General features: G+C 47.8%; 25 protein-coding genes. 8 read left to right on the top strand and 17 right to left on the bottom strand.

Annotated elements, in window-relative coordinates:
• Positions 1 to 4 precede the first annotated feature (4 nt).
• Complete coding sequence (gene pulA, locus ACV3PA_RS03610; RefSeq protein ID WP_456125642.1) at positions 5 to 2,011, top strand: type I pullulanase; 2,007 nt, start codon at positions 5 to 7, stop codon at positions 2,009 to 2,011.
• A gap of 187 nt (positions 2,012 to 2,198) precedes the next feature.
• Positions 2,199 to 2,681: a site-2 protease family protein gene (locus ACV3PA_RS03615; protein ID WP_053452132.1), complete on the top strand. Its 483-nt coding sequence runs from the start codon at positions 2,199 to 2,201 to the stop codon at positions 2,679 to 2,681.
• 46 nt (positions 2,682 to 2,727) lie between these two features.
• Here the strand turns inward: ACV3PA_RS03615 and ACV3PA_RS03620 are convergent, their stop codons facing one another.
• On the bottom strand, positions 2,728 to 2,901 hold the full coding sequence (locus tag ACV3PA_RS03620) for a YycC family protein (RefSeq protein WP_082318479.1): 174 nt from the start codon (positions 2,899 to 2,901) through the stop codon (positions 2,728 to 2,730).
• 115 nt (positions 2,902 to 3,016) lie between these two features.
• Between ACV3PA_RS03620 and ACV3PA_RS03625 the strand changes: the two genes are divergently transcribed.
• From ACV3PA_RS03625 to ACV3PA_RS03635, 3 genes are all read left to right on the top strand, one after another.
• The gene (locus ACV3PA_RS03625; protein ID WP_082318480.1) at positions 3,017 to 3,811 is read left to right on the top strand and encodes a hypothetical protein; all 795 of its coding nucleotides are present in this window, start codon (positions 3,017 to 3,019) and stop codon (positions 3,809 to 3,811) included.
• Between the two features lie 70 nt (positions 3,812 to 3,881).
• On the top strand, positions 3,882 to 5,972 hold the full coding sequence (locus ACV3PA_RS03630) for an MMPL family transporter (protein WP_053452134.1): 2,091 nt from the start codon (positions 3,882 to 3,884) through the stop codon (positions 5,970 to 5,972).
• Positions 5,973 to 6,064: 92 nt separating this feature from the next.
• Positions 6,065 to 7,180, top strand: coding sequence for an NADH-dependent flavin oxidoreductase (locus ACV3PA_RS03635; RefSeq protein ID WP_053452135.1), 1,116 nt, complete (start codon positions 6,065 to 6,067; stop codon positions 7,178 to 7,180).
• 53 nt (positions 7,181 to 7,233) lie between these two features.
• Here the strand turns inward: ACV3PA_RS03635 and ACV3PA_RS03640 are convergent, their stop codons facing one another.
• From ACV3PA_RS03640 to ACV3PA_RS03675, 8 genes are all read right to left on the bottom strand, one after another.
• Positions 7,234 to 7,800: a 3'-5' exonuclease gene (locus ACV3PA_RS03640; protein WP_456125643.1), complete on the bottom strand. Its 567-nt coding sequence runs from the start codon at positions 7,798 to 7,800 to the stop codon at positions 7,234 to 7,236.
• A 108-nt stretch (positions 7,801 to 7,908) separates the two neighbouring features.
• On the bottom strand, positions 7,909 to 9,297 hold the full coding sequence (locus ACV3PA_RS03645; RefSeq protein ID WP_053452137.1) for an MATE family efflux transporter: 1,389 nt from the start codon (positions 9,295 to 9,297) through the stop codon (positions 7,909 to 7,911).
• A gap of 149 nt (positions 9,298 to 9,446) precedes the next feature.
• Complete coding sequence (locus ACV3PA_RS03650) at positions 9,447 to 10,526, bottom strand: site-2 protease family protein (protein WP_456125644.1); 1,080 nt, start codon at positions 10,524 to 10,526, stop codon at positions 9,447 to 9,449.
• 67 nt (positions 10,527 to 10,593) lie between these two features.
• Positions 10,594 to 11,865, bottom strand: a complete 1,272-nt coding sequence (locus tag ACV3PA_RS03655) for a sensor histidine kinase (RefSeq protein WP_456125645.1) — start codon at positions 11,863 to 11,865, stop codon at positions 10,594 to 10,596.
• Positions 11,862 to 12,545 carry a response regulator transcription factor gene (locus ACV3PA_RS03660; protein WP_456125646.1) on the bottom strand — a complete coding sequence of 228 codons (684 nt, stop codon included), beginning with the start codon at positions 12,543 to 12,545 and terminating at the stop codon, positions 11,862 to 11,864. Before ACV3PA_RS03660 ends, ACV3PA_RS03655 begins: the two co-directional genes overlap by 4 nt.
• Before the next feature lie 19 nt (positions 12,546 to 12,564).
• Positions 12,565 to 13,452, bottom strand: a complete 888-nt coding sequence (locus tag ACV3PA_RS03665; RefSeq protein WP_456125647.1) for a hypothetical protein — start codon at positions 13,450 to 13,452, stop codon at positions 12,565 to 12,567.
• Positions 13,453 to 13,549: 97 nt separating this feature from the next.
• The gene (locus tag ACV3PA_RS03670) at positions 13,550 to 14,101 is read right to left on the bottom strand and encodes a maltose acetyltransferase domain-containing protein (protein WP_456125648.1); all 552 of its coding nucleotides are present in this window, start codon (positions 14,099 to 14,101) and stop codon (positions 13,550 to 13,552) included.
• A gap of 121 nt (positions 14,102 to 14,222) precedes the next feature.
• Positions 14,223 to 15,107, bottom strand: a complete 885-nt coding sequence (locus ACV3PA_RS03675; protein WP_053452143.1) for an SDR family oxidoreductase — start codon at positions 15,105 to 15,107, stop codon at positions 14,223 to 14,225.
• 131 nt (positions 15,108 to 15,238) lie between these two features.
• Here ACV3PA_RS03675 and ACV3PA_RS03680 point away from each other — a divergent pair, with 131 nt between their 5' ends.
• Positions 15,239 to 15,700, top strand: coding sequence for a VOC family protein (locus ACV3PA_RS03680; RefSeq protein WP_456125649.1), 462 nt, complete (start codon positions 15,239 to 15,241; stop codon positions 15,698 to 15,700).
• Between the two features lie 59 nt (positions 15,701 to 15,759).
• On the opposite strand, the gene ACV3PA_RS03685 is transcribed toward ACV3PA_RS03680, so the two are convergent.
• Complete coding sequence (locus tag ACV3PA_RS03685; protein ID WP_456125650.1) at positions 15,760 to 17,109, bottom strand: FAD-dependent oxidoreductase; 1,350 nt, start codon at positions 17,107 to 17,109, stop codon at positions 15,760 to 15,762.
• 411 nt (positions 17,110 to 17,520) lie between these two features.
• Between ACV3PA_RS03685 and ACV3PA_RS03690 the strand changes: the two genes are divergently transcribed.
• Positions 17,521 to 18,138, top strand: coding sequence for a YitT family protein (locus ACV3PA_RS03690; RefSeq protein ID WP_456125651.1), 618 nt, complete (start codon positions 17,521 to 17,523; stop codon positions 18,136 to 18,138).
• A gap of 102 nt (positions 18,139 to 18,240) precedes the next feature.
• Positions 18,241 to 18,807, top strand: a complete 567-nt coding sequence (locus ACV3PA_RS03695; protein WP_456125652.1) for a GNAT family N-acetyltransferase — start codon at positions 18,241 to 18,243, stop codon at positions 18,805 to 18,807.
• A 72-nt stretch (positions 18,808 to 18,879) separates the two neighbouring features.
• On the opposite strand, the gene ACV3PA_RS03700 is transcribed toward ACV3PA_RS03695, so the two are convergent.
• Genes ACV3PA_RS03700 through ACV3PA_RS03730 form a run of 7 tightly spaced genes read right to left on the bottom strand, consistent with a single transcriptional unit; the run spans position 18,880 to position 25,816 of the window.
• Positions 18,880 to 20,259 (bottom strand): hypothetical protein, encoded by a 1,380-nt coding sequence (locus ACV3PA_RS03700; RefSeq protein ID WP_456125653.1) that lies wholly within the window; start codon positions 20,257 to 20,259, stop codon positions 18,880 to 18,882.
• On the bottom strand, positions 20,256 to 21,173 hold the full coding sequence (locus ACV3PA_RS03705; protein WP_029342865.1) for an FTR1 family iron permease: 918 nt from the start codon (positions 21,171 to 21,173) through the stop codon (positions 20,256 to 20,258). The genes ACV3PA_RS03700 and ACV3PA_RS03705 overlap by 4 nt, the downstream gene beginning before the upstream one ends.
• Positions 21,174 to 21,185: 12 nt before the next feature.
• Positions 21,186 to 21,920 (bottom strand): hypothetical protein, encoded by a 735-nt coding sequence (locus ACV3PA_RS03710; protein WP_456125654.1) that lies wholly within the window; start codon positions 21,918 to 21,920, stop codon positions 21,186 to 21,188.
• Positions 21,917 to 22,645, bottom strand: a complete 729-nt coding sequence (locus tag ACV3PA_RS03715; RefSeq protein ID WP_053452149.1) for a glycosyltransferase family 2 protein — start codon at positions 22,643 to 22,645, stop codon at positions 21,917 to 21,919. Before ACV3PA_RS03715 ends, ACV3PA_RS03710 begins: the two co-directional genes overlap by 4 nt.
• A complete protein-coding gene (locus tag ACV3PA_RS03720; RefSeq protein WP_053452150.1) occupies positions 22,642 to 24,078 on the bottom strand; it encodes an alkaline phosphatase family protein in 1,437 nt (478 codons plus the stop codon). Before ACV3PA_RS03720 ends, ACV3PA_RS03715 begins: the two co-directional genes overlap by 4 nt.
• Entirely contained in the window at positions 24,075 to 24,923 is an 849-nt protein-coding gene (locus ACV3PA_RS03725) for a lysylphosphatidylglycerol synthase domain-containing protein (RefSeq protein WP_456125655.1), read from the bottom strand. The genes ACV3PA_RS03720 and ACV3PA_RS03725 overlap by 4 nt, the downstream gene beginning before the upstream one ends.
• Positions 24,905 to 25,816, bottom strand: coding sequence for an NAD-dependent epimerase/dehydratase family protein (locus ACV3PA_RS03730; RefSeq protein WP_456125656.1), 912 nt, complete (start codon positions 25,814 to 25,816; stop codon positions 24,905 to 24,907). Before ACV3PA_RS03730 ends, ACV3PA_RS03725 begins: the two co-directional genes overlap by 19 nt.
• Between the last annotated feature and the right edge of the window lie 24 nt (positions 25,817 to 25,840).

The raw sequence follows: 25,840 nt of genomic DNA on the forward strand, positions 1-25,840 counted from the left end.
AGCTTTGAAACAAACAGCAGACATGTTGACGCTCACACCGCAAGAACTGGATGAGCGATTTGCGTATAGTGGAAATGATTTAGGAGCGACTTTCTCAGAGAAAGCGATTCACGTGCGATTATGGGCGCCGACAGCAGAGCGTGTCGTGCTTCGACTCTATAAGACGTTACGCGCACGAAAAGTCGAAGAGGTCGAGATGGTGGCGGGCGAACGGGGAACGTACGTCGTTGAACTCGATCGAGCGGCATATGAAGGTTATTTCTATACGTTTCAAGCGAGCATCAACGGACAAAAGGTCGAAGCAGTTGACCCGTATGCGAAAGCCGTCGGAACGAACGGGAAACGTGGTGCGTTGATTGATCCAACAAGTGTGACACCAGAGCGGTGGATTGAAGAACGTCCATTGTTCCATTCTTCGCAAGACGCAGTCATCTATGAATTGCATGTACGCGATGCAACGAGTCATCCGGCTAGTGGTGTCGTCGCACGTGGCACATTTGCTGGACTGACCGAAGCGGGAACCCGGACACCGAATGGTGGATTGACTGGACTTGATTATTTAGCAGATCTTGGTGTGACGCATGTGCAGTTACTGCCGATTTATGATTTTGGTTCAGTCAATGAGACAGCGCCGAACGACCCGGATAACTACAACTGGGGTTACGATCCGGTGAACTATTTTACGCCGGAAGGTTCGTATTCATCGAATCCCGATGACCCTCGAGCACGAATCCTTGAATTAAAACAACTAGTACAAGCATTACATGACCGTGGTATTCGCGTCATCATGGACGTCGTCTTCAATCATACGTACGATGCGGCAACGGTTCCGCTCGGTCAGTTCGTTCCGGGATACTTCTATCGTCAAGAGGCGGATGGTAGCCTGTCAAACGGTAGTTTCTGTGGAAATGATACTGCCTCTGAACGTCTGATGATGCGTAAGTTTATTCTTGATTGTGTGACGTACTGGGCGAAAGAATACCACCTAGACGGGTTCCGATTCGACTTGATGGGTCTTCACGATGTCGAGACGATGAATCAGGTACGTCATGCACTTGACCGGATTGATCCGTCGATTCTGATCATCGGTGAAGGCTGGGATCTCGATACACCGCTTGATCCGGAAGAGAAAGCGAACTACTTCAATGCACCGAAGATGCCAGGAATCGGACATTTTAATAACGGATTACGCGACGGCGTCAAAGGAGACGTTCAAACACCAGAAGATTGTGGTTTCATCAGTGGCGCATTCGACCGGACGAGTGAAGTCAAACGAGGAATCGCTGGCAATGTCTCTTCGCAAGGTTTTGCCGATGAGCCGAATCAAGTCGTTTCATACGTGGAAGCTCACGATGATTTGACGATTTGGGACAAGCTATCGATCTCTCGTCCGAATGATACAGAAGAGGTTCGACGCAAGCGTCAATTGCTCGCAAATGCGATTATTTTGACAGGCCAAGGGATTCCGTTCCTCCATGCGGGGCAAGAATTCTTCCGAACGAAGGACGGGATTCGTGACAGTTTTAATGCCGGGGAAATCGTCAACCGGCTCGACTATGAGCGGGCGGAAACAGAACAGGCAGCAGTCGAGTACGTCAAAGGATTGATTGCCCTTCGTCGTCAATATCCGATGTTCCGCCTTGCAAACGCAGCGATGATCAAAAAGCATCTTCGATTCCTTGAAGAAGGAGAAGGCGTTATTGCTTTTGAACTGAAACGTACCTATGAAGGATATGTCGAACGGCAACGTGTCTATCACAACGCGACGGACGAAGACATCACGATTGAATTGCCAAATGGTGAGTTCGAAGTCTTAGTTGAGGCAGGTGCTGTCAAATTACACGCCCCAAGATTGCACGAAGAGAAACAGTTAGTCATCAAAGCATTGACGACGACAGTCATTGCAGAACGAAAAGCGGACTATAAGAAGTATGCGGTAGCAGGTGGTGCTGCACTGACGATTATTGGATTATTGTACGCAGCGAACAAACGTCGTAAGAAAACGGATTAAAGTTCAAAGGACGAAGCGCAAGAGGCTTCGTCCTTTTTTTGTGATGTGGAGTGACAATTTGATTGCAGTCTGTCATGCAATTGACTTTCGAAAAATTGATGAAACACTGTTTGAAGATACATCTTTCGGGAAAACTCATATGTAGTATCTAAGATGTTGTTTTTTGAGTTGAAAGGGTGTACGTGGTATGTTCGGTTTCGGTGACTTATGGAAATTCTTTTTGTCGTTCTTTTTACTTTTACCTATCGTGACACTGATTCATGAGATGGGACATTACTTTTTCGCCCGATTATTCGGTGGAAATATGGAAATCAATATTGGTTCAGGGAAATCGCTGCTTCGTGTCGGTCCGATTCGGTTAAACCGTATCTATTTTTGGGATGGCTGGTGTCAGTATGAGGCACTACGCAAGGAGACAAAATTCGCTAATATTTTGGTCTATGCGGGTGGATCGATTGCGAACTTAGTGAGTATCTTAGTCATTAATGCTCTCATTTATGCGGGTGTGTTCGAGGCATCAATTTTTACGTATCAATTTGCGTATTTCTCATTTTATTTCGTCTTTTTCTCACTCTTTCCAATCGATCATCCAAATGGTTACCCGAGTGATGGGAAGGCAATCATCAATGTCTTTCGGTATGGCAAGTCGGAATATCATCCGCAATCTTAAACTAAAGATGAAGCCTCTTTCCATCTTTGGAAAAGAGGCTTTTTACTCAAGATTCCGATTCGCTAGACGCATCAGATTCCGATTTCGCTTGTTCCTGCTCTAGTTCGACGAGCTTTTGAATCAAGATATGGCGGGGCATATGCATCAATTGCTCGAGGGGCACGTTCAGACGTTTCGAAAGTTCGACAGCCGTCTCAGCGGATAATTGTAAAGGTTTCATCTTGTTCCTCCTCCTTTTTTCATGAGGTTAGTATAACAGGAGGTGCAAGTCGAGCGCATCAATAGTAGCGAGAAATCAAGAAGGTTGATACCGTATGAAGTAGGAAGTGATGCATATGTATAAACCTGCTGCAGAGCTGTTACTCCATGAATCCGTCTCACTGTTCGATCAAATCGGGGAGGATTTGCTTCTTTTTCGAGATCGCCACGGATTTATGAAATGTGATGCGGATTTAAAACCACTATGGGAAACAGCATGTGCGTATGTTCCATTCTCCTGGTATATCGAACCAGGCGGTGGACGATTGTTCATCGTGTTTGAAGAGTCAGCTTATTTTGGTTTATTAGATTTAAAGCAAGGACATTTGGATTATATCAAGCGACCTACTGCTTTTTCCGAAGCATGGTTCAGTAATTTATTCTTTTGGCAAGACGATGAGATTTTTCTATATACGGCAGAAACAGATGTCGTCTGTGTGAACGTTCAAACAGGAGACTGGCGGTACTCTGATTATAAAGAGGCACCGTTGTTCGGACGCTTGATTGAGCGGGGATATGATACACGTTTGACGTTCGAACGATTCATCGCGCCTACTACGATTATCTCCTATGACGACCACAAGGAACGATACGTCATTTGGGATGCTGCGACGAATCAAGAATCGATTGTTCCTTTTTCTGATTATGCGGAGTACTCGCTCGTTGACCACAGGCACCAATTGTTTTCGATCACCGACTCGTCTCGTTTTTATCTCTATGAGAAGAGTCAGCTGAAATATAAGTTTGAGGGATGTCATTCCTCTGTTTTACTCAAAAGCGTGTTGTTAGATGAAGAAGCGCGGCGTCTTGCCATCGTTTCGACGTCTGAGACGTTTGGAAACACGTGGGTTCAAATTTTTCAAAAGACGTAATGAAACATCCTTTTCGCTTTTTTAGCAAGAAGGATGTTTTTTGTACGTTTGAGCAGAAAGGGGAGGCACTATGGAACGGCTTGGTCATCTGATTAGTACGTATTTTCGAGGTGTGTTGGTCGTTTGGACGATTCTACTCGTCGTGCTTGGTTATTTCGCGTATCAATTACCGAATCGCTTAGAAGGAAACGGATTTACACGTGACGGTGACTTTCAACGCGTCGAGACAGCATTAGATAAGGATTTTGGTCAGGATCCTCACACAATCATCGTTTTATTTGAAGACCAAGAGGATCTACAACGGACGATGGTACAACATGTCAAGCGTTTTCGAGATATTCAAGGTATCGGTAATGTGACGGGACCTGTCGAAAATCCACAAGCGATTCGTGATGATAAGGGATATGTAACAATTGGTGTACCGACACTTGATGCAAAATGGGCAACCGCGGTTACGCGTCAACTGGATGACACCGGGACTATTCGACTGACCGGTGAACCGGTCGTCGTCGATGATTTGAATACGGCTTCTAAAAATGATTTGATCCGAGCTGAATTGATTGGTATTCCGGCGGCATTGATTGTTTTATTACTTGTCTTCGGTACACCGGTCGCTGCGATTTTACCCTTAATCATGGGACTCGTCACCTTTGTCTTTGGGGCCGGTGTGCTCTACTTTGTTGCCGGGCAACAAGAACTATCGATTTTCGTCTTGAATGCAGTCGCGATGATTTCGCTTGCACTCGGTATTGATTTTTCCTTGTTATACGTCAATCGGTTCCGTGAAGAACGTCATGACGGACAAAGTATTCGAGCGGCAGCGATCCGCTCGGTTGAGACGGCAGGACGGTCAATTTTATTTTCGGGGATTTGTGTATTTGTCGGACTTGCCGGACTGTTATTGATCGATGTCGATGTTTTCCGAGCCGTTGCAATCGGGACACTCGTTTCCGTCCTCGGTGCAGTCGTCAGCGCGTTGACACTCTTACCTGCACTGTTGATTGTTTTCGGGAAGGTGTTAGAAAAAGGACGACTCTTTCGTCAGCGAACCGGAAGCAGTGAAGATCGTTGGCGCCGCCTCGCCCGTTTCGTCATGAAGCGTCCGGTTGCTGTGACCGTGTTATCGCTGTTGCTCCTGTTACCGTGTTTACTTCCGCTTCGTGATCTAACGTTGAATATCCCACAGGCGACGGCCTTACCGGAATCCTATCCGTCGCGTCTCGCGTTTGAGTCGTGGGAGAAAACATTCGGGAACGATGGAACAGATGCTGTTCTCATCTTGAATGCGGCTGCTTCCTCAGAAGTGGGACGAGAAAAAATCGAAGACGTGACGATTCGACTCGAATCGGATTCGGAAGTGCGTTCCGTCGTGTCTGCTGTAACAATTGCGGAGCAGCAACAGATTCCGCTCGAGCAGTTACTCGCTGTTCCGGCTGGGCGCGATGCACTAAAACCGTTTCTATCAGAGAACGACCAAACACGAATCGACGTTAACTTAAAAGGAGATCCCGGCGATGCTGCTTCGCAAGACTGGGTGCGAAAAATGCAGAAGGACGGTTATCTTGTCGGGGGGCCGGCAGCCTTCAATCAGGAAATTTATGATGCCATTGAATCGAAACTCCCACTAGCAGTCGGTGTCGTTGTCTTGGCAACATTCATCATCCTGCTGATTGCGTTCCGGTCCATCTTGATCCCAATCAAGGCGATTCTGATGAATTTGCTTAGTCTAGGAGCGACATTCGGATTACTCGTCATCTTGTTTGAGTCCGGCGCAGTTCTTCCGCAGGAGACGATCGGCATTTTGACACCGGTCTTCATCTTCTCACTCGTCTTTGGTTTATCGATGGATTATGAAGTGTTCCTCGTCTCGCGAATGGAAGAATATTATGACGAGACGGGCGATAACGATTACGCGACCGAGATGGGGCTTGCGAAGACGAGTAAGATCATTACGTCTGCTGCCTTAATCATGATTGTCGTCACAGGAGCGTTTGCCTTCACGGGCGTCAGTCCAATTAAACAACTAGGCGTCGGTATCGCGCTTGCGATTTTTATTGATGCCACAATCGTCCGGATGCTCCTCGTCCCCGCACTGATGAAACTATTTGGTCACTGGAACTGGTGGTGGCCGGGCGGTCGTCGTAAAGCGATCCGCAAGTGACACATCGCGTAAGCACATCAGTAGCTATTCGGAGGAAGACGAGCGTATACTGTCGATATTCAGTTCAAGAAATTAGAGGAGGCACTTCACTCATGGCAACTCAAGCAATGTTTGAACCATTTACATTACCCAACGGTGTGACGCTGAAAAACCGCGTCTTGATGGCACCGATGACGAACTATGCGGCACAAGAGAACGGCGAAGTATCGGATGCGGAACTCGCGTACTACGCAGAACGTTCAGGTGGCGTCAGTGCGGTCATCACAGCATGTGCGAATGTCACAGCAGACGGTCAAGGATTCCCGAATGAATTCGGCGCGCACCGCGATGATCTCATTCCGAGTCTAGAGCGACTCGCAAAAACGATTCAAGATAAAGGCGCAAAAGCAATTTTGCAAATTTTCCACGCTGGTCGTATGGCACCACCAGAACTCGTTGGTGGACAAACAGTCAGTGCAAGTGCAGTCGCACCCGTACGTGAAGGGGCAATGACACCACGTGCGTTGGAAGCGGAAGAAGTCGAAGCAATCATCGAAGCATTCGGTCAAGCAACACGTCGTGCGATGGAAGCTGGATTTGATGGTGTTGAGATTCATGGTGCGAACACGTACTTGATTCAACAATTCTTCTCTCCACACTCAAACCGTCGTGAAGATAAGTGGGGCGGTAGCTTAGAGAAACGTCTTGCGTTCCCATTAGCAGTCGTAGATGCAGTCGAAGCCGTCGCAAAACAAGATCCTTCGTTTATTGTCGGATACCGTTTCTCTCCAGAAGAAATCGAAAATCCTGGAATTACACTCGATGATACGATGCGCCTCGTCGATGAGCTCGCGAAAAAAGACCTCGATTACTTGCACGTTTCGGTGATGGACTTCTTCGCAGGTTCGATTCGTGATGAAAACGAAAAAACTTCACCAATCACACTCGTTCAAGAGCGAGTTGGCGAACAAGTACCTGTCATCGGTGTCGGTTCACTTCACACAGCGGACGAAGTCGAACAAGGTTTGGCTGTCGTGCCGATGATTGCCCTCGGTCGTGAGCTGATCATGGAACCGAAGTGGGTTGAAAAAGTCGAAGCGGGTGACCTTGCGTCAATCCGGACAGAACTTGATCCAGAAGCACAAGCCGAACTCGTCGTTCCAGATGCATTATGGGCAGGCATTACAAGTCGTCCAGGCTGGTTCCCAATCAAACAAACAAGCAAATAATAGAACAACTATGAAAAAACACTCTAGATCTCGTGTCTAGAGTGCTTTTTTGTTTAATAGGCAACCTGTCCCATTCGAACGCCACAAAACGTATGCAAAGTGACCGGATCCTGTAGATTTGTTCGTTCCAACATATCGTTTAAGAGTAGGGCGCAGACGTAGGCATCTTCTTTCGCGTCATGGTGCTGAAAAGAGACGTTGAGGAATTCTGCCATCGTGTTCAATCGATGGTTCGGCAACCACGGATACAGTTTGCGGGATAATTTGACCGTACAGCCGTAGGTGAAAGCGGGCATCTGGTACATATCGTATTTTTGAATCGCTTTTTGGAGCGCCCCCATATCAAATGACGCATTGTGGGCAACGACCAGTTGAGCACCTGCAATTAAATCGTATAAGCCATGTGCTTCCATTGCTTCAGGTAACGTCGGTGCATCGAAGACGTCACTCGGACGAATTCCATGGACCCGGATGTTTCCGGCATCGAAGTTTTCTTCGGGATTAATCAAAACTTGCTGACTCTCGGTGACACGACCATTGGAGAGGACGGACCAACCAAACGCACAAATGCTCCGGCTGTTGCGGTTTGCCGTTTCGAAGTCAATCGCTAATGTGTACATCAAGCAGGCTCCTTCCTATTATTCACTAGTAACAGAATACATGTTCGTATTCTAGAAGTCCATTAAAAAAGACCATCTGCAGGGCAGATGATCTCAGGTAAATCACGTTCATTTTGCCGATGCGACCTTTTGTTCCTCTTCAACGTACTCTTCTGGTTTGAACAAAAGAATCCGATCTTTATAGGCAAAGACGAGTGCTGTTAAGACAGCCATAGCGTCAGCAATCGGGAAGGCGAACCAGACACCGTTGACACCGAAGAACACTGGCAAAATCAGGACGAGTGGAATCGTATATAGCGTTTGACGTGACAAGGATAGGAATAAAGCGACTTTTGCTTTCGCAAGCGATTGATACATCCCATTGATGATCATTTGAATCCCATAGACGAATGATAAAGCGAATAAGATGCGCATCGCACTTGAACCTTCTTGCAAAAGTGTCGCTTCCTCTGTGAACAAGCCGACCCAAAAACGAGGGAAGAGCTGAATGAGTAACCATAAGCTGATCGATAATGTTAAGCCATAGCGGATCGCCAGTTTGATAGCAAGCGACATCCGACTGAATTGTCGAGAACCAAAATTGTACCCGACAATCGGTTGCATCCCTTGCACGATCCCCATGATTGGCATACCGACGAGCGCCATGAACTTATTGATGACCGCAAACGTCGCGAGTTCTGTCGTACCACCGTACCGGACGAGCATATGGTTGACGGTGATGAATAGAATCGATTGCGATACTTGCATGATAAATGACGATGATCCGATTTGCATCATCCGAAATGTTAAACGGAAATCGGGTTTGAAGGCGCTCCGGTCGAGCGTTAATCCTGTTTGTCGACGTTTCGTAAAAAAGAAGCGGAAAACGAGCAGAGCACCGACGATTTGCGCGATGACCGTCCCGAGCGCGGCTCCTTGAATGCCCCAATCGAGACCAAAGATGAATAGTGGTGTCAGGACGATGTTGATTGCAACCGTCGTTAGCATGACGCGCATCTGATAATTCGCACGTCCTTCTGCGCGGAGCATCGCACTCGACGCCATCGTCAACATGAAGAAAGGGGATCCGAGTAACAGGACGCGTAAGAAATCGATACTATACGGCATGATTTCATCCGTCGCTCCAAAGAGACGAAGCAGTGGTTCGACGAAGATGAAAGCACTGATGATGGCAAGCATGCTGATGAAGAAGACAGCCATCAAGACGTTCGCATAGGCACGACTGGCACCATCCGTCTGTTTTTGACCGAGCCGTTGTGACGCGATGGCAGCACCACCGATTCCGATCGAGTTAGCGATTGCCATTAATACGAGTTGAACTGGAAACGCGATCCCGACAGCAGCAACCGCGGTCGTACCGATTCCTTGTGCGACAAAAATCGTATCAATGATGTTGTAAAGTGCCGTGACGAGCATCCCGACCATCGCGGGTAAAGAAAGGCTAAGCAAGAGCTGGTTGATAGGTGCTTCACCCAAACGAGCGGTGTTTTTATTCATGGAAGGAGAGCCTCCTTTTTTAGACAAGTGGTAAGTAGGGTTTTACTCAGAGTAGTCGCTTCTATGACGAGATGCAAGAAATCACTCTAGTCAATGTGTTTGTTCTAAAAAAAAGGATGCGCAAAGGAGCGCATCCGATGGAACTAGATTTAAGATGGTGTGGGCAAGTACCCTTTCGAGTACTCGAAAGCGATGAATAAAATTGCACCGAGCGCCAAGTAGGCGAGTAGGGTGAACGTTTGTTGTTTTTTCGGCATCTGGTGGTACTGAACAGACTCTTCAGCGAGGCGGAGTGGTTCGATCCGTTGATCGATTCGTCGCAACAACGCATCGTAATCATTTGCGGCATCATATTGATACCGTAACAGATCGTCCGCTTCCTGACGCGCATCTTCCGGACTCGCTTGTCGCAAATCTTGTAAATCGAGACGAAGTGACCAAGCGATTGGATCGTACGTACTCTCGATTGGTTGTTCTTCCTCACCTTCTAGTTCTGGAGCAAGTGCCACTTCAGCGTCTGCACGTTCTTGCTCTGCCTTTGCTCGTAAAACGCGTTCACGTGCAGCACGGTATAACATTAAGCTCGATTGGTTTTCCTCATATTGCTTTGCAAACTTGTAGCGTTTCCAAACAGCACTTCCACCGAAGAAAGCAATCAAGAGCAGAATCAGACTGAAGTTCGTGATGCCGTAAGCAATCAGAGCAGCAAGACCGGCGACCCAGACGATGATGGGAAGTCCTGCAAGAATCCGTCCGCCGTCAAGCGGACTGACTGGGAGTAGGTTAAAGAGATTCAACAAGGCTCCGAGATGGAAGATGACGAGCCAAAAGTCATTTCCGGTCACGGCGTATCCAATCGCAAGGGGAATCAAGGACAAGAGACCAGCAAGTGGTCCACCGTAAGCGAGGATTGCTTCTTGTTTTGGTGTTCGGAACGTATCCTTGATCCCGATCACGGCACCCATGAAGGGAACGAAGATTGCTGGTCCCGTTTTAAAACCAAGTCGTTTAGCTGCAAATAGATGTCCCATCTCGTGAATGAACAAGAGATAAAGTAAACCGACGCCAAACCAGACACCGAATACTTGAGCGTAAAAGAGCAGAGAAACTCCAAACGAAATCAGAGTACCTCCAAACTTTGAAAATTTCAATAAGGCAAGGATGACCTTTCCTTTCGTTAAGAGAAAGGCGCCTGCAACAGCAAGTCCACCCCAACGTTTTTTAGCCATCGTGAATTTCCTTCTTTCATCATATGACGTTCTTCCTTAAGTGTACGACATAGATGAAGAAAAAGTTTCACTTGGACTGTTCTGGAATGAGGTAGAAACAGCTTCCATCCGGTCGACGCGCTTCACTGCCAACTTGAAAATGGTGGTTCGTTGCTAGAGCAGCAGCAATCGACAATCCGAGCCCACTCCCTGATCGATCGCGTGCTGTATCGAGTCGGTAAAAACGATCGAACAATCGGGCGCGTTCCTCATCAGTCAGAGACGTCCCGCGGTCGAGAACAGCGAGTCGTTCTTGACGCAGATGTAACTCTGGGGAAGTGGCATATTTCAGAGCGTTGTCGATATAAATCGTCAAGATACGTAACACGGCTTCGCGGTTCGCCTGAATCATCCCAGAGGCATCAACAGGAATAATTGTCCCTGTCGCGTGATACATCCGATCAGCGAGTTCGCTCCCAAGCTCGGCTAAGTCAATTTCTTCGACAGATGTTTCCTCATAACCGAGACGAGATAGTTCAAGCATTGGCTCAATGAGTGTCGTCCGCATCGCATGCGTTTCCTGTAAGATGTGTTCAATCGATTCATCGAGTACATCCGGTTTCGTTTTGCCCCATCGTTTCAACAATTGTGCATATCCTTCAATGACGGTTAGCGGTGTCTTCATCTCATGTGAGACATCTGCGACGAATTGGCGTTGCTGTTCCATTGTCTGATCAACACGTCCAATCATCTGATTGAAGACACGTCCGAGGCGACCGATTTCATCGTCGCGTTCTGTCTGCACCGTCTCGAGCGTACCGGAAGAAGAAATCCGTTGCATCGTATCATTTAGTTGCCTGAGCGGTCGGAGCGTTTGATACGCAATCCAGAAGCTACTGATGAACGCGATGATGATTCCAACAACCAACACGATGGTGAAGGTCAAGACTAGTGTCGACACCGTATCATCGACGCTTTCGTCTTCGAACAAATAAGCTTGATCCTGATAAACGATTCCGAACCAATCGCCAGACTTGAAAGGATCGTTCGAGCGCGGGATACCGGGGAGGTCACTTGCACGGACATCCCCATTGACGGTAGACGAGTCATCGTCATCTTCGTCGTTTGAAATGACCCAGCGTCCATCTTCATTCGATAGTACGACGGCATCTTCATGAAGCGTCAGTAATGCACGGACCGACGAGTCGTCCTCCATTAATTCCTCTGCCTGTTCAAGCTGAGTATAACGGGATTCAATCAGATGATTACGCACGACAAGGGTGACGACGATGAAGGAGAGTAGTAATAATAGTGTCGTAAAGGCGGTGACGGATAAGGCGAGTTTCGTTCGAAGCTTCATGGGTTCGCCTCCCGCAGGACATAACCTACCCCGCGAACGGTCTGGATGAGAGCAGGAGGGTGGGCATCGACTTTTTTCCGAAGATACCGGATGTAGACGTCGACGATATTCGTTTCGCCAAAATAATCGTATCCCCAGACGCGATTTAAGATTTGTTCGCGTGTCAGGACATGTTCTTTGTTTTCTAGTAAATACGTTAGGAGTTCGAACTCACGTGGTGTCAAATCAAGTCGCAGTTCGTTTCGAAATGCTTCATGTCGATCAAGATCGAGTACAAGATCAGCGAACTGTAACGTGCGCGATGAGTTGGCAGCTGAAGTCGGAGTTCGTAATAACGCACGGATTCGAGCAAGTAGTTCTTCCATCTCGAACGGTTTCGTCACATAATCGTTCGCACCGAGATCGAGTCCCGCGACCTTATCGTAGACTTCCCCACGTGCTGTTAGCATAATGACGGGAACATGAATGCCTTTTCCACGGAGTCTGCGCAACACCTCGAAGCCGCTTAGCTCCGGCATCATCACGTCGAGTAAGACGAGATCAACCGAATGCTCAGCGGCAGCGAGACCATCTTTTCCGTTGGGGGCGACACGTGTCGCGTACCCGGCATATTGGAGTTCGAGTTCAAGGAGGCGTGCGATTTTCGCATCGTCCTCAACGATTAAGATGGTGATTGGCATAAACATCCTCCTTTAATGATCATTCATCGATTTCTGTCACTTCGTTTGACGCGTTCAACTCTAGTTTAACGGAACCGCCAACTCGGATGTCATCGTCTTGTTCCATGTTCGATGCACGAGAGTATGATTTTTGCGCACCGTTCTGTTCGATGACGATCTCTTGGTTCGTAATCTTAGCGAGCGTACCTCGGACTTCTTGCTCACGTGCATCATCGCGGTCTTCGTCGCGTGCATCATCACGATCCTGATCGTCATCATCCTCCCGGTCGATTTCACGGACTTGACCGTCAACATTCAATTCGATTTTTACAATATCTCCAGATTTAGCAGCATCACGTTCTGCACGATCAGCAATCGCGTAGACTGTTTCCTGTCCATCTTGTTCAAGTGTCAATTCACTTTGAGAGATGGCACGAAGAACACCGTATCGTTCGCTCGCGTCATCTGATGAATCATCTGAGCGATTGCCATCGTCATCGCGGTCATTGCGATCATCTTGATCTTCTCGCTCAAGTTCTGTGATTTGCTGATTCGCATTCAAATCGATTTTGACCCAATCACCTTCTTGGACTGCTTCGCGTTCTACTGATGAAGCAAAGTCATACGTCCGAGAGTCACCATTGACGTCGATTGTAAGCGAACGATCCGATTGTTTCTGTAATGTGCCTTCGATTTCCTGATCGTCACGCATCGAAGCTGGAAGCTTTTGCTCGACTTGGCGCGAAGCGGCTTCGACTTTCTGCTCTGCCTGCTGTGAAGTAGTGACCGTTGAATTGACGAGAGAGTGTCCTGGACCTGCGAAGAGTAGGAATGCACCGGCTCCTGTTAAGACAGTACCCGTTACGGCAAGTGTTGCAATTCCTTTTTTGAAGCGTTTATTCCCTTTATCTGTTCGTTTTTCAGTCATGATGATTTCCTCCTTTAGTAGTGGCTGTTGTTCTTATACATAGAATAACCAGACCACGTGAAAGGAAGCTGAGGAATAGATTAGAATTTGATGAGAATTAGATTGTCTTGATGATTCGGGCTGGATTTCCGCCAACGACACTGTTTGCCGGTACATCTTTGACGACGACACTGCCTGAGGCAATGACAGCATTATCTCCGATCGTCACACCGGGATTGATGACCGCACGTCCACCGATCCAGACGTTATTACCGATGACGACTGGTTTTCCGAATTCATAACCGCTATTACGCTCGACAGGATCGAGCGGGTGAGTCGCTGTATAGATATGTACCCCTGGAGCGAGCATGCAATTGTCGCCGATTGTAATCGGACAAATATCGAGGAAGACACAGTCGTAGTTGGCATAAAAACGAGTACCTAACGTGATGTTATAGCCATAGTCACATTTGAAGGTCGGTTCGATGTAAAAGTCAGCTTGCTCTGTTCGGAATAACTGCTTGAGAAGTGCCTTTCGTTTAGCACCATCATGAACGCTTAATTGATTAAACTCATGACAGAGTGACTGTGCTCGGATGCGGTCGGCCACAAGTTCCGGATCTTGTGCTAAGTAGAGTTCTCCTTGAATCATCTTTTCTTTTTCAGTCATCTGACTCACTCCTTCATCGTTATTACTTTCATTAGACTAAATGGTCTTCCATGATGCAACTGATATCCCATCTTGCATACGAAAACAGGATAGCCGAAGCTACCCTGTCGAAATTCAATCTTTATGCTAATTCAATACCACCAGTGACACCGTAAATTTGTGCCGTGACATAGCTCGCAGCGTCTGAAGCGAGGAAGACGTACACATCTGACAGTTCGACCGGTTGACCACTGCGTTTCAATGGTGTTTCCTGTCCGAACTCTGGAATATTCTCGCTTGGTTGACCACCTGAAATTTGAAGAGGTGTCCAAATCGGACCAGGTGCGACGGAGTTGACACGAATTCCTTTAGGTGCGACTTGTTTTGCAAGTCCACGCGTGAAACCGTTGATGGCGAACTTCGTCGAAGCATAATCCAAGAGGTTTGCACTTGGGTTGTATCCTTGGACGGATGTCGTCGTGATGATCGAAGCTCCTTCCTTCAAGAGTGGCAAGGCTGCTTTAACGACCCAGAAGAGGGAGAAGACATTGATTTCATATGTTTTGCGTAATTGCTCTGTCGAAAGATCGAGAATGTCTTCGACAGCTTGTTGTTTACCAGCGACAAGTGCCAAAATATCGATTCCACCGAGTGATTCGTGTGCTTCTTTAATGAGTTGCTGACAGAACGCTTCATCACTTAAGTCACCAGGCAAGAGGTAAGCTTTTTGTCCCGCTGCTTCAACAAGTGCTTTCACCTCTTCTGCATCCTGTTGTTCTTCTGGTAAGTAATTGAGTACGATATCAGCACCTTCACGAGCATAGGCGATTGCTGCTGCTCGGCCGATGCCGGAGTCGCCACCCGTAATCAGTGCTTTTTTACCGATCAGTTTGCCTGAGCCTTTATAACTCTCTTCGCCACAATCGGGGACAGGTTCCATTTTTGCTTGAACCGCTGGCGCGTCCTGATATTGTTTTGGGAAATCATCATTAAAGTATTGTGTTAACGGATTTTTCGATGCAGCCATGTAAACATTCCTCCTGAAAGTTGGTTTTGGTATAGGATGTATGTTCCCTCAACAAGTCGGATTAAACGTTTCTAATGGTAGTAAATTTGGAAATTGATGGTTTACACTAGAAAAAGAGGAGTGTGAAGAAGATGATTGCTGGACTGTATGAAGCCCATTTACCGGTCAAGGAGCTCGAACGATCGATTGCCTTTTACGAAAAATTAGGTCTTGCATGTGCTTTCCAAAATGAACGTGTCGCTTTCTTTTGGATCGAGCACGGTAAGAGTTGGTTAGGTTTATGGAAAGCTGGTCAAGTCGAGTTACCGTATCATCCTTCGATTCGACATGTTGCGTTTCGAATGGAGCAAGACGACATCAAAAAGGCACAGGATTGGTTGGAGGAGAGAGGGATTGAAGTTCGATCTGCGTTTGGTGTAGCGGCCGCCGATCAACCGCTCGTTCTCGATAATCATCCACATGCGCACGCGGCAATATACTTCGAGGATCCGGATGGTAATTCGCTCGAATTGATCGCACCGTTACGCTTTGACATGGAAACAGTGAATGGCACGATGCCGTATCAGGACTGGCAAGAAGTATACGAAAAATGAACGAGAATACACGAAAACAAGCAACGGGATCCGTTGCTTGTTTTATTTATCTGATGCATTTAGACGCGAGCTGATTGGCGTTCGTTCATTGCTTGTAGAGCTGCTTGGTTCAGCAAGTTCCACGGTTTGTTGTAGTGCGGTTGGAAGAAGAAATCGACGAAGGCGAGTTCTTCAAGTGTCATGTCATTTTGAATCGCGACAGACAGTGTGTTCATCGCCTGTGTCAAATCGACTTTAGAGATGATTTGTGCCCCGACGACACGATGTGTTGCTGTTTCGAAGACAAGTTTTAGTTGGACGTCTTCTGCTGTAGGCATGAACTCTGGGCGATACGCATCCGTAACTGTCGTGCTACTCACTTCAAGTCCGAACAACGGTGCTGCTTCTTCTGTCAAACCAGTCGACGCGATGTTTAAGTCATATAAGCGAAGACCGGATGTGCCTTGTGTTCCTTGGTAACGAATTTTAGGTGCGCGTAAGTTTTTTCCGATGAGCGTACCCATCCGGACAGCATTCGTTGCAAGTGGAATATAGGCATGTGTCCGAGCTGGATTGTAATAGACAGCACAGCTGTCACCAGCAGCAAAGATATTCGGGTTGCTCGTCCGCATATAATCGTCAACGATGATCGCGCCGTTCGCCAGCATATCAACCTGTCCTTTTAGGAGTTCCGTACTTGGACGGAAACCGACACAAAGAATGACGAGGTCCGTTTCGAACGTTCCTTTGTCTGTGACGACGTGTGTGACAGCACCGTTTTCTCCTTTGAAGCTTTGGACGGTTTGTCCAAGTTCGAGACGAATGCCGCGATCTGTCAATTCGTGTTCAATGACGTCAGTGAACGAGCGATCGAGGTATTTGTTGAGAATGCGATCCGCACTATCGATGAACGTGACATCTTTTCCGTAGGCTTCAAACGCTTCGACGAGTTCAGCACCGATATAGCCTGCACCAACGACTGTGATGCGCTCTGCATCTGTTGCTTTTTCGATGATCGTTTGGGCGTGATGATAGTTTTTACAGAGCTCGATCTGATTCAACTCGATGCCAGGAAGCATTGGAATGATTGGCCAAGATCCAGTCGTCATAATGAGTTTATCGTACGTATCGTGAACGACTTCACCAGTCATGAGGTTTTTCGCAACGATCGTTTGACGTTCACTATCGATTTCAAGTACATCATGTTTTAGACGCATCTCTGCTCCGAGTTCAGCAAGTTCACTTGGTGACGAGTAGAAAAGCGATTCCGCGTGTTTGACGACACCACCGACGTGAAGTGCGATCCCACAAGAGAGAAACGATACATTGTCATTCCGCTCATAAACGGTGATCTCGACATCTTGTTGTGAAGCGAGTTCTTTGACTGCTGCTGTTCCTGCGTGTGTACATCCGATGACTGCTACTTTCATGGGTAAAGTCTCCTTTGTGTTTTGTTTGTGATATAAATCACATTCATTTGATATACTTAGTGTAATCCTTCACAAATACACTTTCAAGTAGTTTGTTCAACATTGAGCATAATCTTGTCTAAAATGTGAATGAGTGAGCAAATCTGTTTGGATTATGTGAAGAATGCGTAAAACTGTTTTAGTTACTGAAATTCGGGTTATAATGAAAGTAGATTTTTAATGAAGGGGTGGAAACCGATGGATACCGAGAGGACCAATCATCTATTTAGCTTACCTGATTTTTAGCAGTACCGGTCAAGACGAACAAGACGGTAATGGCTTATAAAAATCAGGGAGAGCGAAAATAGATGAATACCCAAACGGGACGTATAAAACCTCTCCCACGATGTAAACGGGAGAGGACAATAAAACATGAAACGAATCGCAACCATCTTAACCGGAACGCTGATCATGGCGTTCGGTTACTACACATTGAATGAACAGTTCGGATTAGCAGAAGGCGGCTTTATTGGATTATCGTTGCTTGGTCGATACTTTTTTGATATCAATCCTTCGATCTCAATGATCGTGCTCGATATTCCATTTTTCATCGGTGCCTTGTACTTCAAAGGCAAACGCTTTGTCAGCGAAGCGCTACTTTCAGCAGGTGCATTATCACTCTTTTACGAGATGTGGCATCGACTCGATTTGTTCCACTTTCCAGAACAAGCTTGGCCAGCGACACTCATCGCAGCCATCGCTAGCGGAATCGTGACCGGATATGGTCTCGGACTTGTTTTGAAAAGTGGAGCAGCGACAGGTGGAGATGATCTGCTATCGATGGGACTTAGTAAACTGACAGGTCTATCGATCGGGACGATTTTGTTCGGACTCGACGCCATCGTGTTAGTCATTTCACTTGTTTATCTGCCACTTAGCTTGACGTTATACACGTTACTGGCCGTAGCGATTGCCGGTCGTGTCGTTGCTGTCATGACACGGGAACCTGTCATCGTACCGGCACCAGTCGTACAAAAAGTCACGCAGTGAAATGAATGAAAGTCCAAAAAAATTACGTATCGGATTCGACCTCGTCGAGTCCGATTTTTCAGGTTCATCGATTAGAAAATGAGTATAAAGGAGAATAACGAGATGATTCGACAAGCAGATGCTTCAGAAGCAAAACAGATTGCTCCCTTAATTGAACAAGCGATTCATGAAATCGCTGAGACGCTGACAGGGACGACGGAAAAAGAAGAGGTTCTAGAACGACTCGCCTATTTCGTTTCTCAAACCGGAAACCGGCTTAGTCATGAAAACATCCTCGTCAAAGTCATCGAGGGTGAAGTAGCCGGTATCGTGATTGCGTATGCAGGGACAGATGCGAAACAACTCGACGAACCAATTAAAGAACAATTGAAACAGTGGACAGGTCAAGACGTCCAGATCGACGTCGAGACGGAGGGCCCCGTCTATTACTTGGATACACTATCTGTTGACGCGCGTCATGGTGGCAAAGGAATTGGAACGGAACTGTTGCAGGTAGCAGCGGAAGAAGGCGAAAAACGAGGACTACAAGCATTCACCTTAAACGCTGATCAAACGAACGTAGGAGCACAGCGACTGTATCGGCGTCTCGGCTTCGAACCGGTAAGAACAATCGAGATCAGCGGTGGCACCTTTGATTATATGGAACGTCGTTACGATACGCAGCAATAAAAAAAACCATGTCGATTTCCACGGAGTCATTCGGGAGTCGACATGGTTTTTCGTTTGTATATAGTGATGCGATCAAGGTGCTATTAACTGATATAGCATCGCTTGTGCATCTTCCGGTTCGTATCGGGAATCACTCGTAAAGCGGACGACCTGTTTGACTTTAGGTCGAACACCTTGAGCGTGAAGACGCTCGAGCAATCGACCAGTTACGTAACTCTGGTCGGATTTTGGTTCTGCATTCCATTTACTGACGGAACCGATCGGAACGATTGAAGCATCCGGTCGTTCAGACTCGAACTGCCGTGCTTCTTCATCCGTGAAGACGGTTGCTCCGGGTGAAAGGGTCGTCACGTAACGCGCTAGTTCAATCGTTGCTGGCGGACGCGTTGCTTGTTCGTTCAACGCTAAGCTACCGATTGTTAACTGAACGACTAGAAACGGCAGGTACATTCGTAACGGGAGCTGACGAATCGACCAGACGAGAAGTAGGAGCACGAGCGGTAAGACATGACGGGGCTTATCGATATTTTGTCCGAGCCAGACCCAGATGAAATAGAGTCCAGCCGTCGTCCCCCAAGCGAGATCGATCGTCCAACGTTTGCGTAAGAACAGCATCATCCCGGACAGCAACCCAATCCACGTGCCATAGCCGATGCCATGCCAGAAGAGTTGCTGAAGTGTTTTGAAGAATCGTTGGAAGATCGAGGCGTCATCGGTCTGAGCAGAACCACCCCAGTCGGAAAAATGACCACTGACGAAGCGAAGCGAGAGTTGAAGAAATGAGTACGGACCGCCGACGGAAAAAGCGACCGGGAGCAACCAAGCGAGTTGCGCAAGCAGAAGCAGCGCGCACTCGGATAAGAGTTGCCAGTAATCCTTTCGCACTTGCCACAGCAGGATCAGGAGCATAAATCCAAACGGTGCATAGGACAAGCGCGTTGCCATCAGTAAACCGAATAAGAGATACGGGAGCCAGCGGCGAATTTGATGCCGTGCACGTTCGATGCTCCAGCCGTACCAAATAAGTAATCCGAGTGCGAGTCCATCCGACATCCCTGTCGCAGCGAACGTGACGAGTGAAGCAGTAGAGAGAACGGTAAAGGCTGCAATCAGCCGAGTCGTGTCATACGCATGACGAAGAAAGAGCAAGTAGAGTGGCAGCAGGGCACTTGCTAGTCCAAGTGTAGAGACGAGACCGAGCGCTTTGACAGCTGTTGTCACAGGAAGAAGTACGTTTGCTAATAGGATGAAAAAGGGGTAACCGGGAAAATGAGGACGTAAATCAGCCAAATCATAGTCGGTCACAGCTAGCGTGAAGTTCGCGATATCGTAGCTCGCGATGAACGGACTGACGTAAATGATTCGTAAACCGATCCAGCCACCGATGAACAAAAGTGTAATCCAAAAAAGCGATCGTCCACGCGGACGTGAACGATCGCTTCGAACGGTCAAGAAACCTCCTGTAAGGACTTCGATGACTTCGATGGTTTGTTTTGGCGGAGTAACATCCAACCAGCAAAGGCGAAGTAGCCCCACCAAGCAACGACTTGTTCAAGAGATGGATTATGACTATATCCGAACATCGCGCCCATGAACGTTCCGATTTGACCACTGATTAACGTCGAATTTCCTGTATCACGCAGGTATTGCACCTGATCGATGTAATGCTCTGGCATGAAGCCGACGATGTTATACACAGCAGCTGGTGTTCCATCGGCGTTCATCAAGAGACTACCGAGCAGACCGAGGTCTTGGAATCGTCCAATCGTTTGGACGAGCATGCCTGCAGCGATGAACAAGATTAGCACACCGGTCACTTGGAAGAAGCGTTTGACTGGGATTTTCATTGATCCTGAGACGAATAAGTATCCGAAAATCAATGCGAGCAAGAGACCGGAAACCGCACCGTAACTTGTCAGGACTTTCTCGATTTCCCCACCTGAGATGGCAGCGAAGAAAAAGACTGTTTCGATTCCTTCTCGAACGATGACGAGGAAAGAGTGGATGATCATCGTGATCGCACTACCTGTCGAGACGGCAGCGGCGACCTTCGCCTGAGAAGCCTTTTGATTCTCTTTCGCTTCCTTACCCATCCACAGCACCATGTGCGTCAAGAGAAGGACGGAAACCATCATGATACCAAGACGCAGATACGTATCACTTCCGAAGCTTGCGAAGCTCGTGAAGACGACTTGAAACAAGAACGCGACACCAAGACTGGCAAGAAGCGCTAGTCCAACACCGGCATAGACCCATTTCTTATATTGCGGGGCGTTCAATCGATCGAGATAACCTAAGATCAAACCGACGATCAGAACAGCCTCGAGACACTCCCGAAGCGTAATCAAAAACGCTTGAAAATCCATCTGTCTTCCTCCTTATGAGCGGCGTTTCTTCTTCCATTGACCAATGACAACAATGACGATGAGTACGACGACAAGTCCGAGCGCAATCAACTTCCAGATCGCGTCTGTTCCGAACGTTTGTCCGAGGAAGGAATCTTCTTCTGTGAAGACGCCTGTTTTTTCTTCACCTGGCAGGACGAAGAGAGGCGTTAATGTATCTTCGATCATCGTAATGTTTTTCTTGAAGGATTCTTCATCACTCGCTTTTTTCCCGACACCAAACAGTCCAGGGTTTCCGAGTGCCTTTAATGATTCATCAAATGCAGTATACACGTCATCGGATGTCTTTGCATCCTTGCTTTCCTTGACGTATGGTGCGAGCACATCGTATGTGCCACGAGCTTTCGCGAGTAAGAGTTTCGCTTGCCCGAAATCTTCGAACTGCTCTTCAGCAAAGTGCAGGCGACGTTCGATATTTTGGCGAAGAGCGACACGGTACGCTTGTTTTGCAGCCTCAGCATCTTCGTTTTCAAGAGCCGTATCGATCTTCGCTTTCGCTTCAGGGAAATACAGTTTGAACTCTTTATCATAGGCGGCAAGCGTTTCTTTCGCAAGCGCGTAATCTTTCGCATCGAGTTGTTCTTCAAATTGTTTGTACGCTTCCGCAAAAGCTTCCTTTCCTGGGTCTCCGTAACTGTAAGCGGAAACCGTGGAATTGCTCACGAACAGTGAGAGTAGGAGGAGCGGTAGCAAAAGAAGGCGTTTCATCCGAGGTGCTCCTTTCGTTCTGAGCGTTCTTCAACGCTAAGCTGTGTGACAGGTCGTCGCCACTCCCGATAAATCGCCGGGAGAACACGTTGGACATAATTCAAGCGAATAAAAGACTTTCCGGCTTCCCGGACCCGATAACGAATCGGGACTTCGTGAAGGCGGAACCCTTTTCGAACGAGATTGAGGGTCAATACTTGCGCATAGTTATAGTCATGAATGATCTCAGCATGATGACATGCTGCACGCGAAAACGCCCGCATCCCACTTTGACCGTCATGAATTCTGCGTTTCAGCAGTAGACACTGTAGCCACGTAAAGACATGATTTCCAATATAGCGATAGAGTCGCATCCCGTCAACGGTACCGAGGAAACGAGAACCGAACACGTAATCTGCTTGATCGTTTAGGATCGGTCGAACGATATCCGGGATTTGATCAGCAGGGTACTCGTTATCGGCATCAATCATGACGGCAACATCAGCTCCGAGTTCGTGCGACTGGCGGAGTCCTTCGCGGACTGCCGCGCCGAGTCCTTGATTTTGCTCGAACCGATAGACGTGTGCACCGTGTTGGCGTGCAATCGCACTCGTTGCATCTGTCGAACCGTCGTCAATGACGAGGGTCTCGACTGGTATACCGTCAATCATATCGGGTATTCGTTTCAAGACGAGGGGGAGCGAAACTTCTTCATTGTGGGCAGGTAAAAAGACGATGATCTTCATTTAGATGTCGCCTCCTTGAACGCTTCCGTCAGCAAAACACCACGGCTATCGTGCGGGATGTCTGCGCCTAGTACTTTTGTAATCGTTGGTCCGAGTGACAGGATATGGCGGTGCGTATCCACTTTTAGACCGGCATGCACATTCTTTCCATACATCCAGAAGGGAACGAATCGTTCGCCCTCATCTAAGTGACCATGTCCACCGATTCCGTCCGCTTGACCATGATCCGCCATGACGATGAGTGTCGCATCCTCGAGTTTACCGAGACGATCGAGTTCTTCACAAAACTCAGCAAGGAGCGCATCTGCTTCCTCGATTTTTTGAACATACTCGGAATAGAGAGTGCCTCGACTATGTCCCGTTTGGTCCGTTCCGATCAACTGGATTGCGAGCAGATCCGGGTCTTCTTCGTGGACGATTTGTTTGGCACGTTCCACGATATTCCGGTCCGCAACATCGTTATGCATAACTGCCGTAACGGTCCGTACGTCGGTTGAACCGAACGCATCGACAAGGTGCGCGATGCCAAGGATTTTTCCTGATTTATCGACGGCACGGAGACGATCGAAGACAGTATCCGTTTTGACACCTGTCGTGTTCCAGACCATGTTCGAATGAATGCCGTGGTCTTCTGGGCGAGCACCTGTAAACATCGAGCTGAAGCAGACGACGGTCCGGGCAGGATAGACGGTTTCCATGTTCGTATATTCCGTTCCTTCCTGACGCAATCGTTCGAGGAACGGCGTGTTTGCTGCCATGTAGCGATCTTTGCGCATCCCGTCAACGATCAGGACGTAGACTTTTTCTGAAGTCGGGAGATCGGCATCGACCGTCATCGTCTCAGGCAACTTCGGTTTCCAGTCAAAGAGGTAATGATGCAAAATCCAAGCAAAGATGAATAGACCAATTGGAAACCAGACGAACGTCATGTCGAATGTCGCCGTATCACTTGCTGTCCACCAATACGCGAGCAACAAAGCAACCTTTGGGAGCTGTTCTTGTGCGTTACCACTCGTTGAATCACTATTTTTTAGAACGAGTTTCCAAAAACGCGTGAAGTTCGTCCAGCGTGTTCCGATTCGGAGATGATAATAGATCGTTCCCCAGAAAAAGACCGTGAAGAAGAAATAGAGACCCGCACCATAGGCGAATAAAGGCAAATAATCAGCATTCGTACCACGAAGGAACAGCCAAACGATGATCGGAATCCAGAGGTAGTTGCGTAAAAATAACGGGAAATCATAACGCCAAAGTAAGATGAATAAAGGAAGCGTCACGATGAAACCGAACCCGACATCTGAGAGTGGGATCTGCGTCCATAAGGCGTACGTCAAGAAGACGCCGATCGTAAAAATTGGTGTGAAGGGTTTTCCTTCATTGAGTAAGTTCCAGGCGCGCGCTGCGACTTTTTCAAAGCGAGAAGCACTTTTCATCGTCTTCCTCCTTTCCAATCAGTGTATTTGAGCTGACGAACCAACAACCGGAGCGTAGCCGGATGGCGAACGAGGACGTACAGCGGGACGAGAAAAGCAAACGCATATTTAAAGAGGTGCGTCATCAAGGCAACGTCGTATGCATGGGCAACACCGGCTTGCCGTAAGACCGTTCCCATCGCGAGCTCATAGGTACCAAGCCCGCCAGGCGTAAACTGAATCACACCAGATAAGACACCGGCACTCATCGCGATCAAGGTCGTCGGAAACGAAACATCGACACTTGCTCCATGCAAGAGGAAAAAGACGGCGAGTGCTTCGACTGCCCAAGCGAGCGTTCCGAACAGAACGAGCGAAGGGAGGTGCGGTCGACGTAATACGAGCAATAACCCTGTCGCAAGGAGCGCGACGAGCAAGACGATTGGATGAAACAACCAACCGATCAGAATGAATGTGCACAGAACGATCAAGTCAATACTTCGTTGTAAAACGAAGATCGCACTTGTTTGTTTCCAAGGACTACCGATGGCGCGAGCCGTCACCAGTCGAATCATCTCTCCGAGTTTGATCGGTGAGAGATGATTGATCGTCAGTCCGAGATAAAGGCTTGATAGATAAACAGCGGTTGGTACACGTTTCGCATCGGCGCGACGCCAGGCAATCGCTCGTAAATAAAAGGCGAATGCATACGTCAAGGTGGCAAGTATCGTCCACGGGCTCTTGAATAATGCTTCGATATACCGATAAGAGACCGTCAACTCAAGGAAAAAACGCAGGAGCAAAAAGATGACGAATCCGGTAAGGGTCAGATACAGAAGCGTTCGAATCAACGATTTTGATGCCACGCGATCACCTGCTCCAGTCCAACATCGATCTCGATTGACGGTTGATAATCGAATGCTATCTTTGCAGCTGTCGTATCACTCCATGTCATCGTCACGTCCCCGCGTCGGGCAGCCTGAGTATGCACAGGTACATTGAATCGTTGACCGATTCGTTTCGCTAAGGCACGTACAGAAACCGGCTGATTCGCACCTAGATTGTACGTTCCGACAGCATGAGCGAGTAGGGCTTGCTCCATACCACGCGTAATATCATCGATATACGTGAAATCACGTACCGGATCTCCGAAGATAGTGAGGGACTCCCCGCGTAACGCCTGTTCAATGAAACGATACAGTGCCATATCAGGACGACCTGATGGACCGTAGACGGTAAAGAAACGAAACAGCGTTACGTTTAAATCATATAAATGAGCATACGCATGACAAAAGCTTTCGGCACTATATTTGGCTGCCGCGTAAGGACTAGCGACATGTCCCGTTGCCTGGTCTTCTTTGAGCGGCCCCGTCTGTTCCCCGTAAACGGAAGAAGAAGACGCGAAAAAGACATGCGGAATGCCATGTCTTTTTGCGGCTTCTAACAAGGTCACCGTCATATCGATGTCCTCATGAATATAATGATGCGGTTCCTCTAGCGAACGCGGAACACCAGGAAGCGCTGCGAGGTGGAAGATAGCATCAAACGATGGCTGCATCCATGTATCGAGATCATGATGAACGTCCCCCGTTGTAACAATAACACCAGCGCTTCTTAATGCTTTTGCCCGCTCTTCTTTCAAACGAATATCATAATAGTCCGTAAAGGCATCCAGTACATGAACGGTATGATGTTGCTTAAGCCGGAGGGCAAGGGCGGCACCAATGAAGCCGGCACCCCCTGTAATTCCGATATTCATCTTATCCCTCCGTTTCCATATCGT

Source organism: Exiguobacterium sp. EA-TM-5 (assembly GCF_053878415.1).

Coding starts and splice junctions, on each gene's coding strand:
- ACV3PA_RS03705 (WP_029342865.1), bottom strand. CDS start 21,173: ATGGATTTTCAAGCGTTTTTGATTACGCTTCGGGAGTGTCTCGAGGCT.
- ACV3PA_RS03680 (WP_456125649.1), top strand. CDS start 15,239: ATGATTGCTGGACTGTATGAAGCCCATTTACCGGTCAAGGAGCTCGAA.
- ACV3PA_RS03650 (WP_456125644.1), bottom strand. CDS start 10,526: ATGGCTAAAAAACGTTGGGGTGGACTTGCTGTTGCAGGCGCCTTTCTC.
- ACV3PA_RS03620 (WP_082318479.1), bottom strand. CDS start 2,901: ATGAAACCTTTACAATTATCCGCTGAGACGGCTGTCGAACTTTCGAAA.
- ACV3PA_RS03730 (WP_456125656.1), bottom strand. CDS start 25,816: ATGAATATCGGAATTACAGGGGGTGCCGGCTTCATTGGTGCCGCCCTT.
- ACV3PA_RS03675 (WP_053452143.1), bottom strand. CDS start 15,107: ATGGCTGCATCGAAAAATCCGTTAACACAATACTTTAATGATGATTTC.
- ACV3PA_RS03690 (WP_456125651.1), top strand. CDS start 17,521: ATGAAACGAATCGCAACCATCTTAACCGGAACGCTGATCATGGCGTTC.
- ACV3PA_RS03645 (WP_053452137.1), bottom strand. CDS start 9,297: ATGAATAAAAACACCGCTCGTTTGGGTGAAGCACCTATCAACCAGCTC.
- ACV3PA_RS03625 (WP_082318480.1), top strand. CDS start 3,017: ATGTATAAACCTGCTGCAGAGCTGTTACTCCATGAATCCGTCTCACTG.
- ACV3PA_RS03655 (WP_456125645.1), bottom strand. CDS start 11,865: ATGAAGCTTCGAACGAAACTCGCCTTATCCGTCACCGCCTTTACGACA.
- ACV3PA_RS03615 (WP_053452132.1), top strand. CDS start 2,199: ATGTTCGGTTTCGGTGACTTATGGAAATTCTTTTTGTCGTTCTTTTTA.
- ACV3PA_RS03660 (WP_456125646.1), bottom strand. CDS start 12,545: ATGCCAATCACCATCTTAATCGTTGAGGACGATGCGAAAATCGCACGC.
- ACV3PA_RS03715 (WP_053452149.1), bottom strand. CDS start 22,645: ATGAAGATCATCGTCTTTTTACCTGCCCACAATGAAGAAGTTTCGCTC.
- ACV3PA_RS03630 (WP_053452134.1), top strand. CDS start 3,882: ATGGAACGGCTTGGTCATCTGATTAGTACGTATTTTCGAGGTGTGTTG.
- ACV3PA_RS03720 (WP_053452150.1), bottom strand. CDS start 24,078: ATGAAAAGTGCTTCTCGCTTTGAAAAAGTCGCAGCGCGCGCCTGGAAC.
- ACV3PA_RS03635 (WP_053452135.1), top strand. CDS start 6,065: ATGGCAACTCAAGCAATGTTTGAACCATTTACATTACCCAACGGTGTG.
- ACV3PA_RS03695 (WP_456125652.1), top strand. CDS start 18,241: ATGATTCGACAAGCAGATGCTTCAGAAGCAAAACAGATTGCTCCCTTA.
- ACV3PA_RS03670 (WP_456125648.1), bottom strand. CDS start 14,101: ATGACTGAAAAAGAAAAGATGATTCAAGGAGAACTCTACTTAGCACAA.
- ACV3PA_RS03685 (WP_456125650.1), bottom strand. CDS start 17,109: ATGAAAGTAGCAGTCATCGGATGTACACACGCAGGAACAGCAGCAGTC.
- ACV3PA_RS03665 (WP_456125647.1), bottom strand. CDS start 13,452: ATGACTGAAAAACGAACAGATAAAGGGAATAAACGCTTCAAAAAAGGA.
- ACV3PA_RS03710 (WP_456125654.1), bottom strand. CDS start 21,920: ATGAAACGCCTTCTTTTGCTACCGCTCCTCCTACTCTCACTGTTCGTG.
- ACV3PA_RS03640 (WP_456125643.1), bottom strand. CDS start 7,800: ATGTACACATTAGCGATTGACTTCGAAACGGCAAACCGCAACAGCCGG.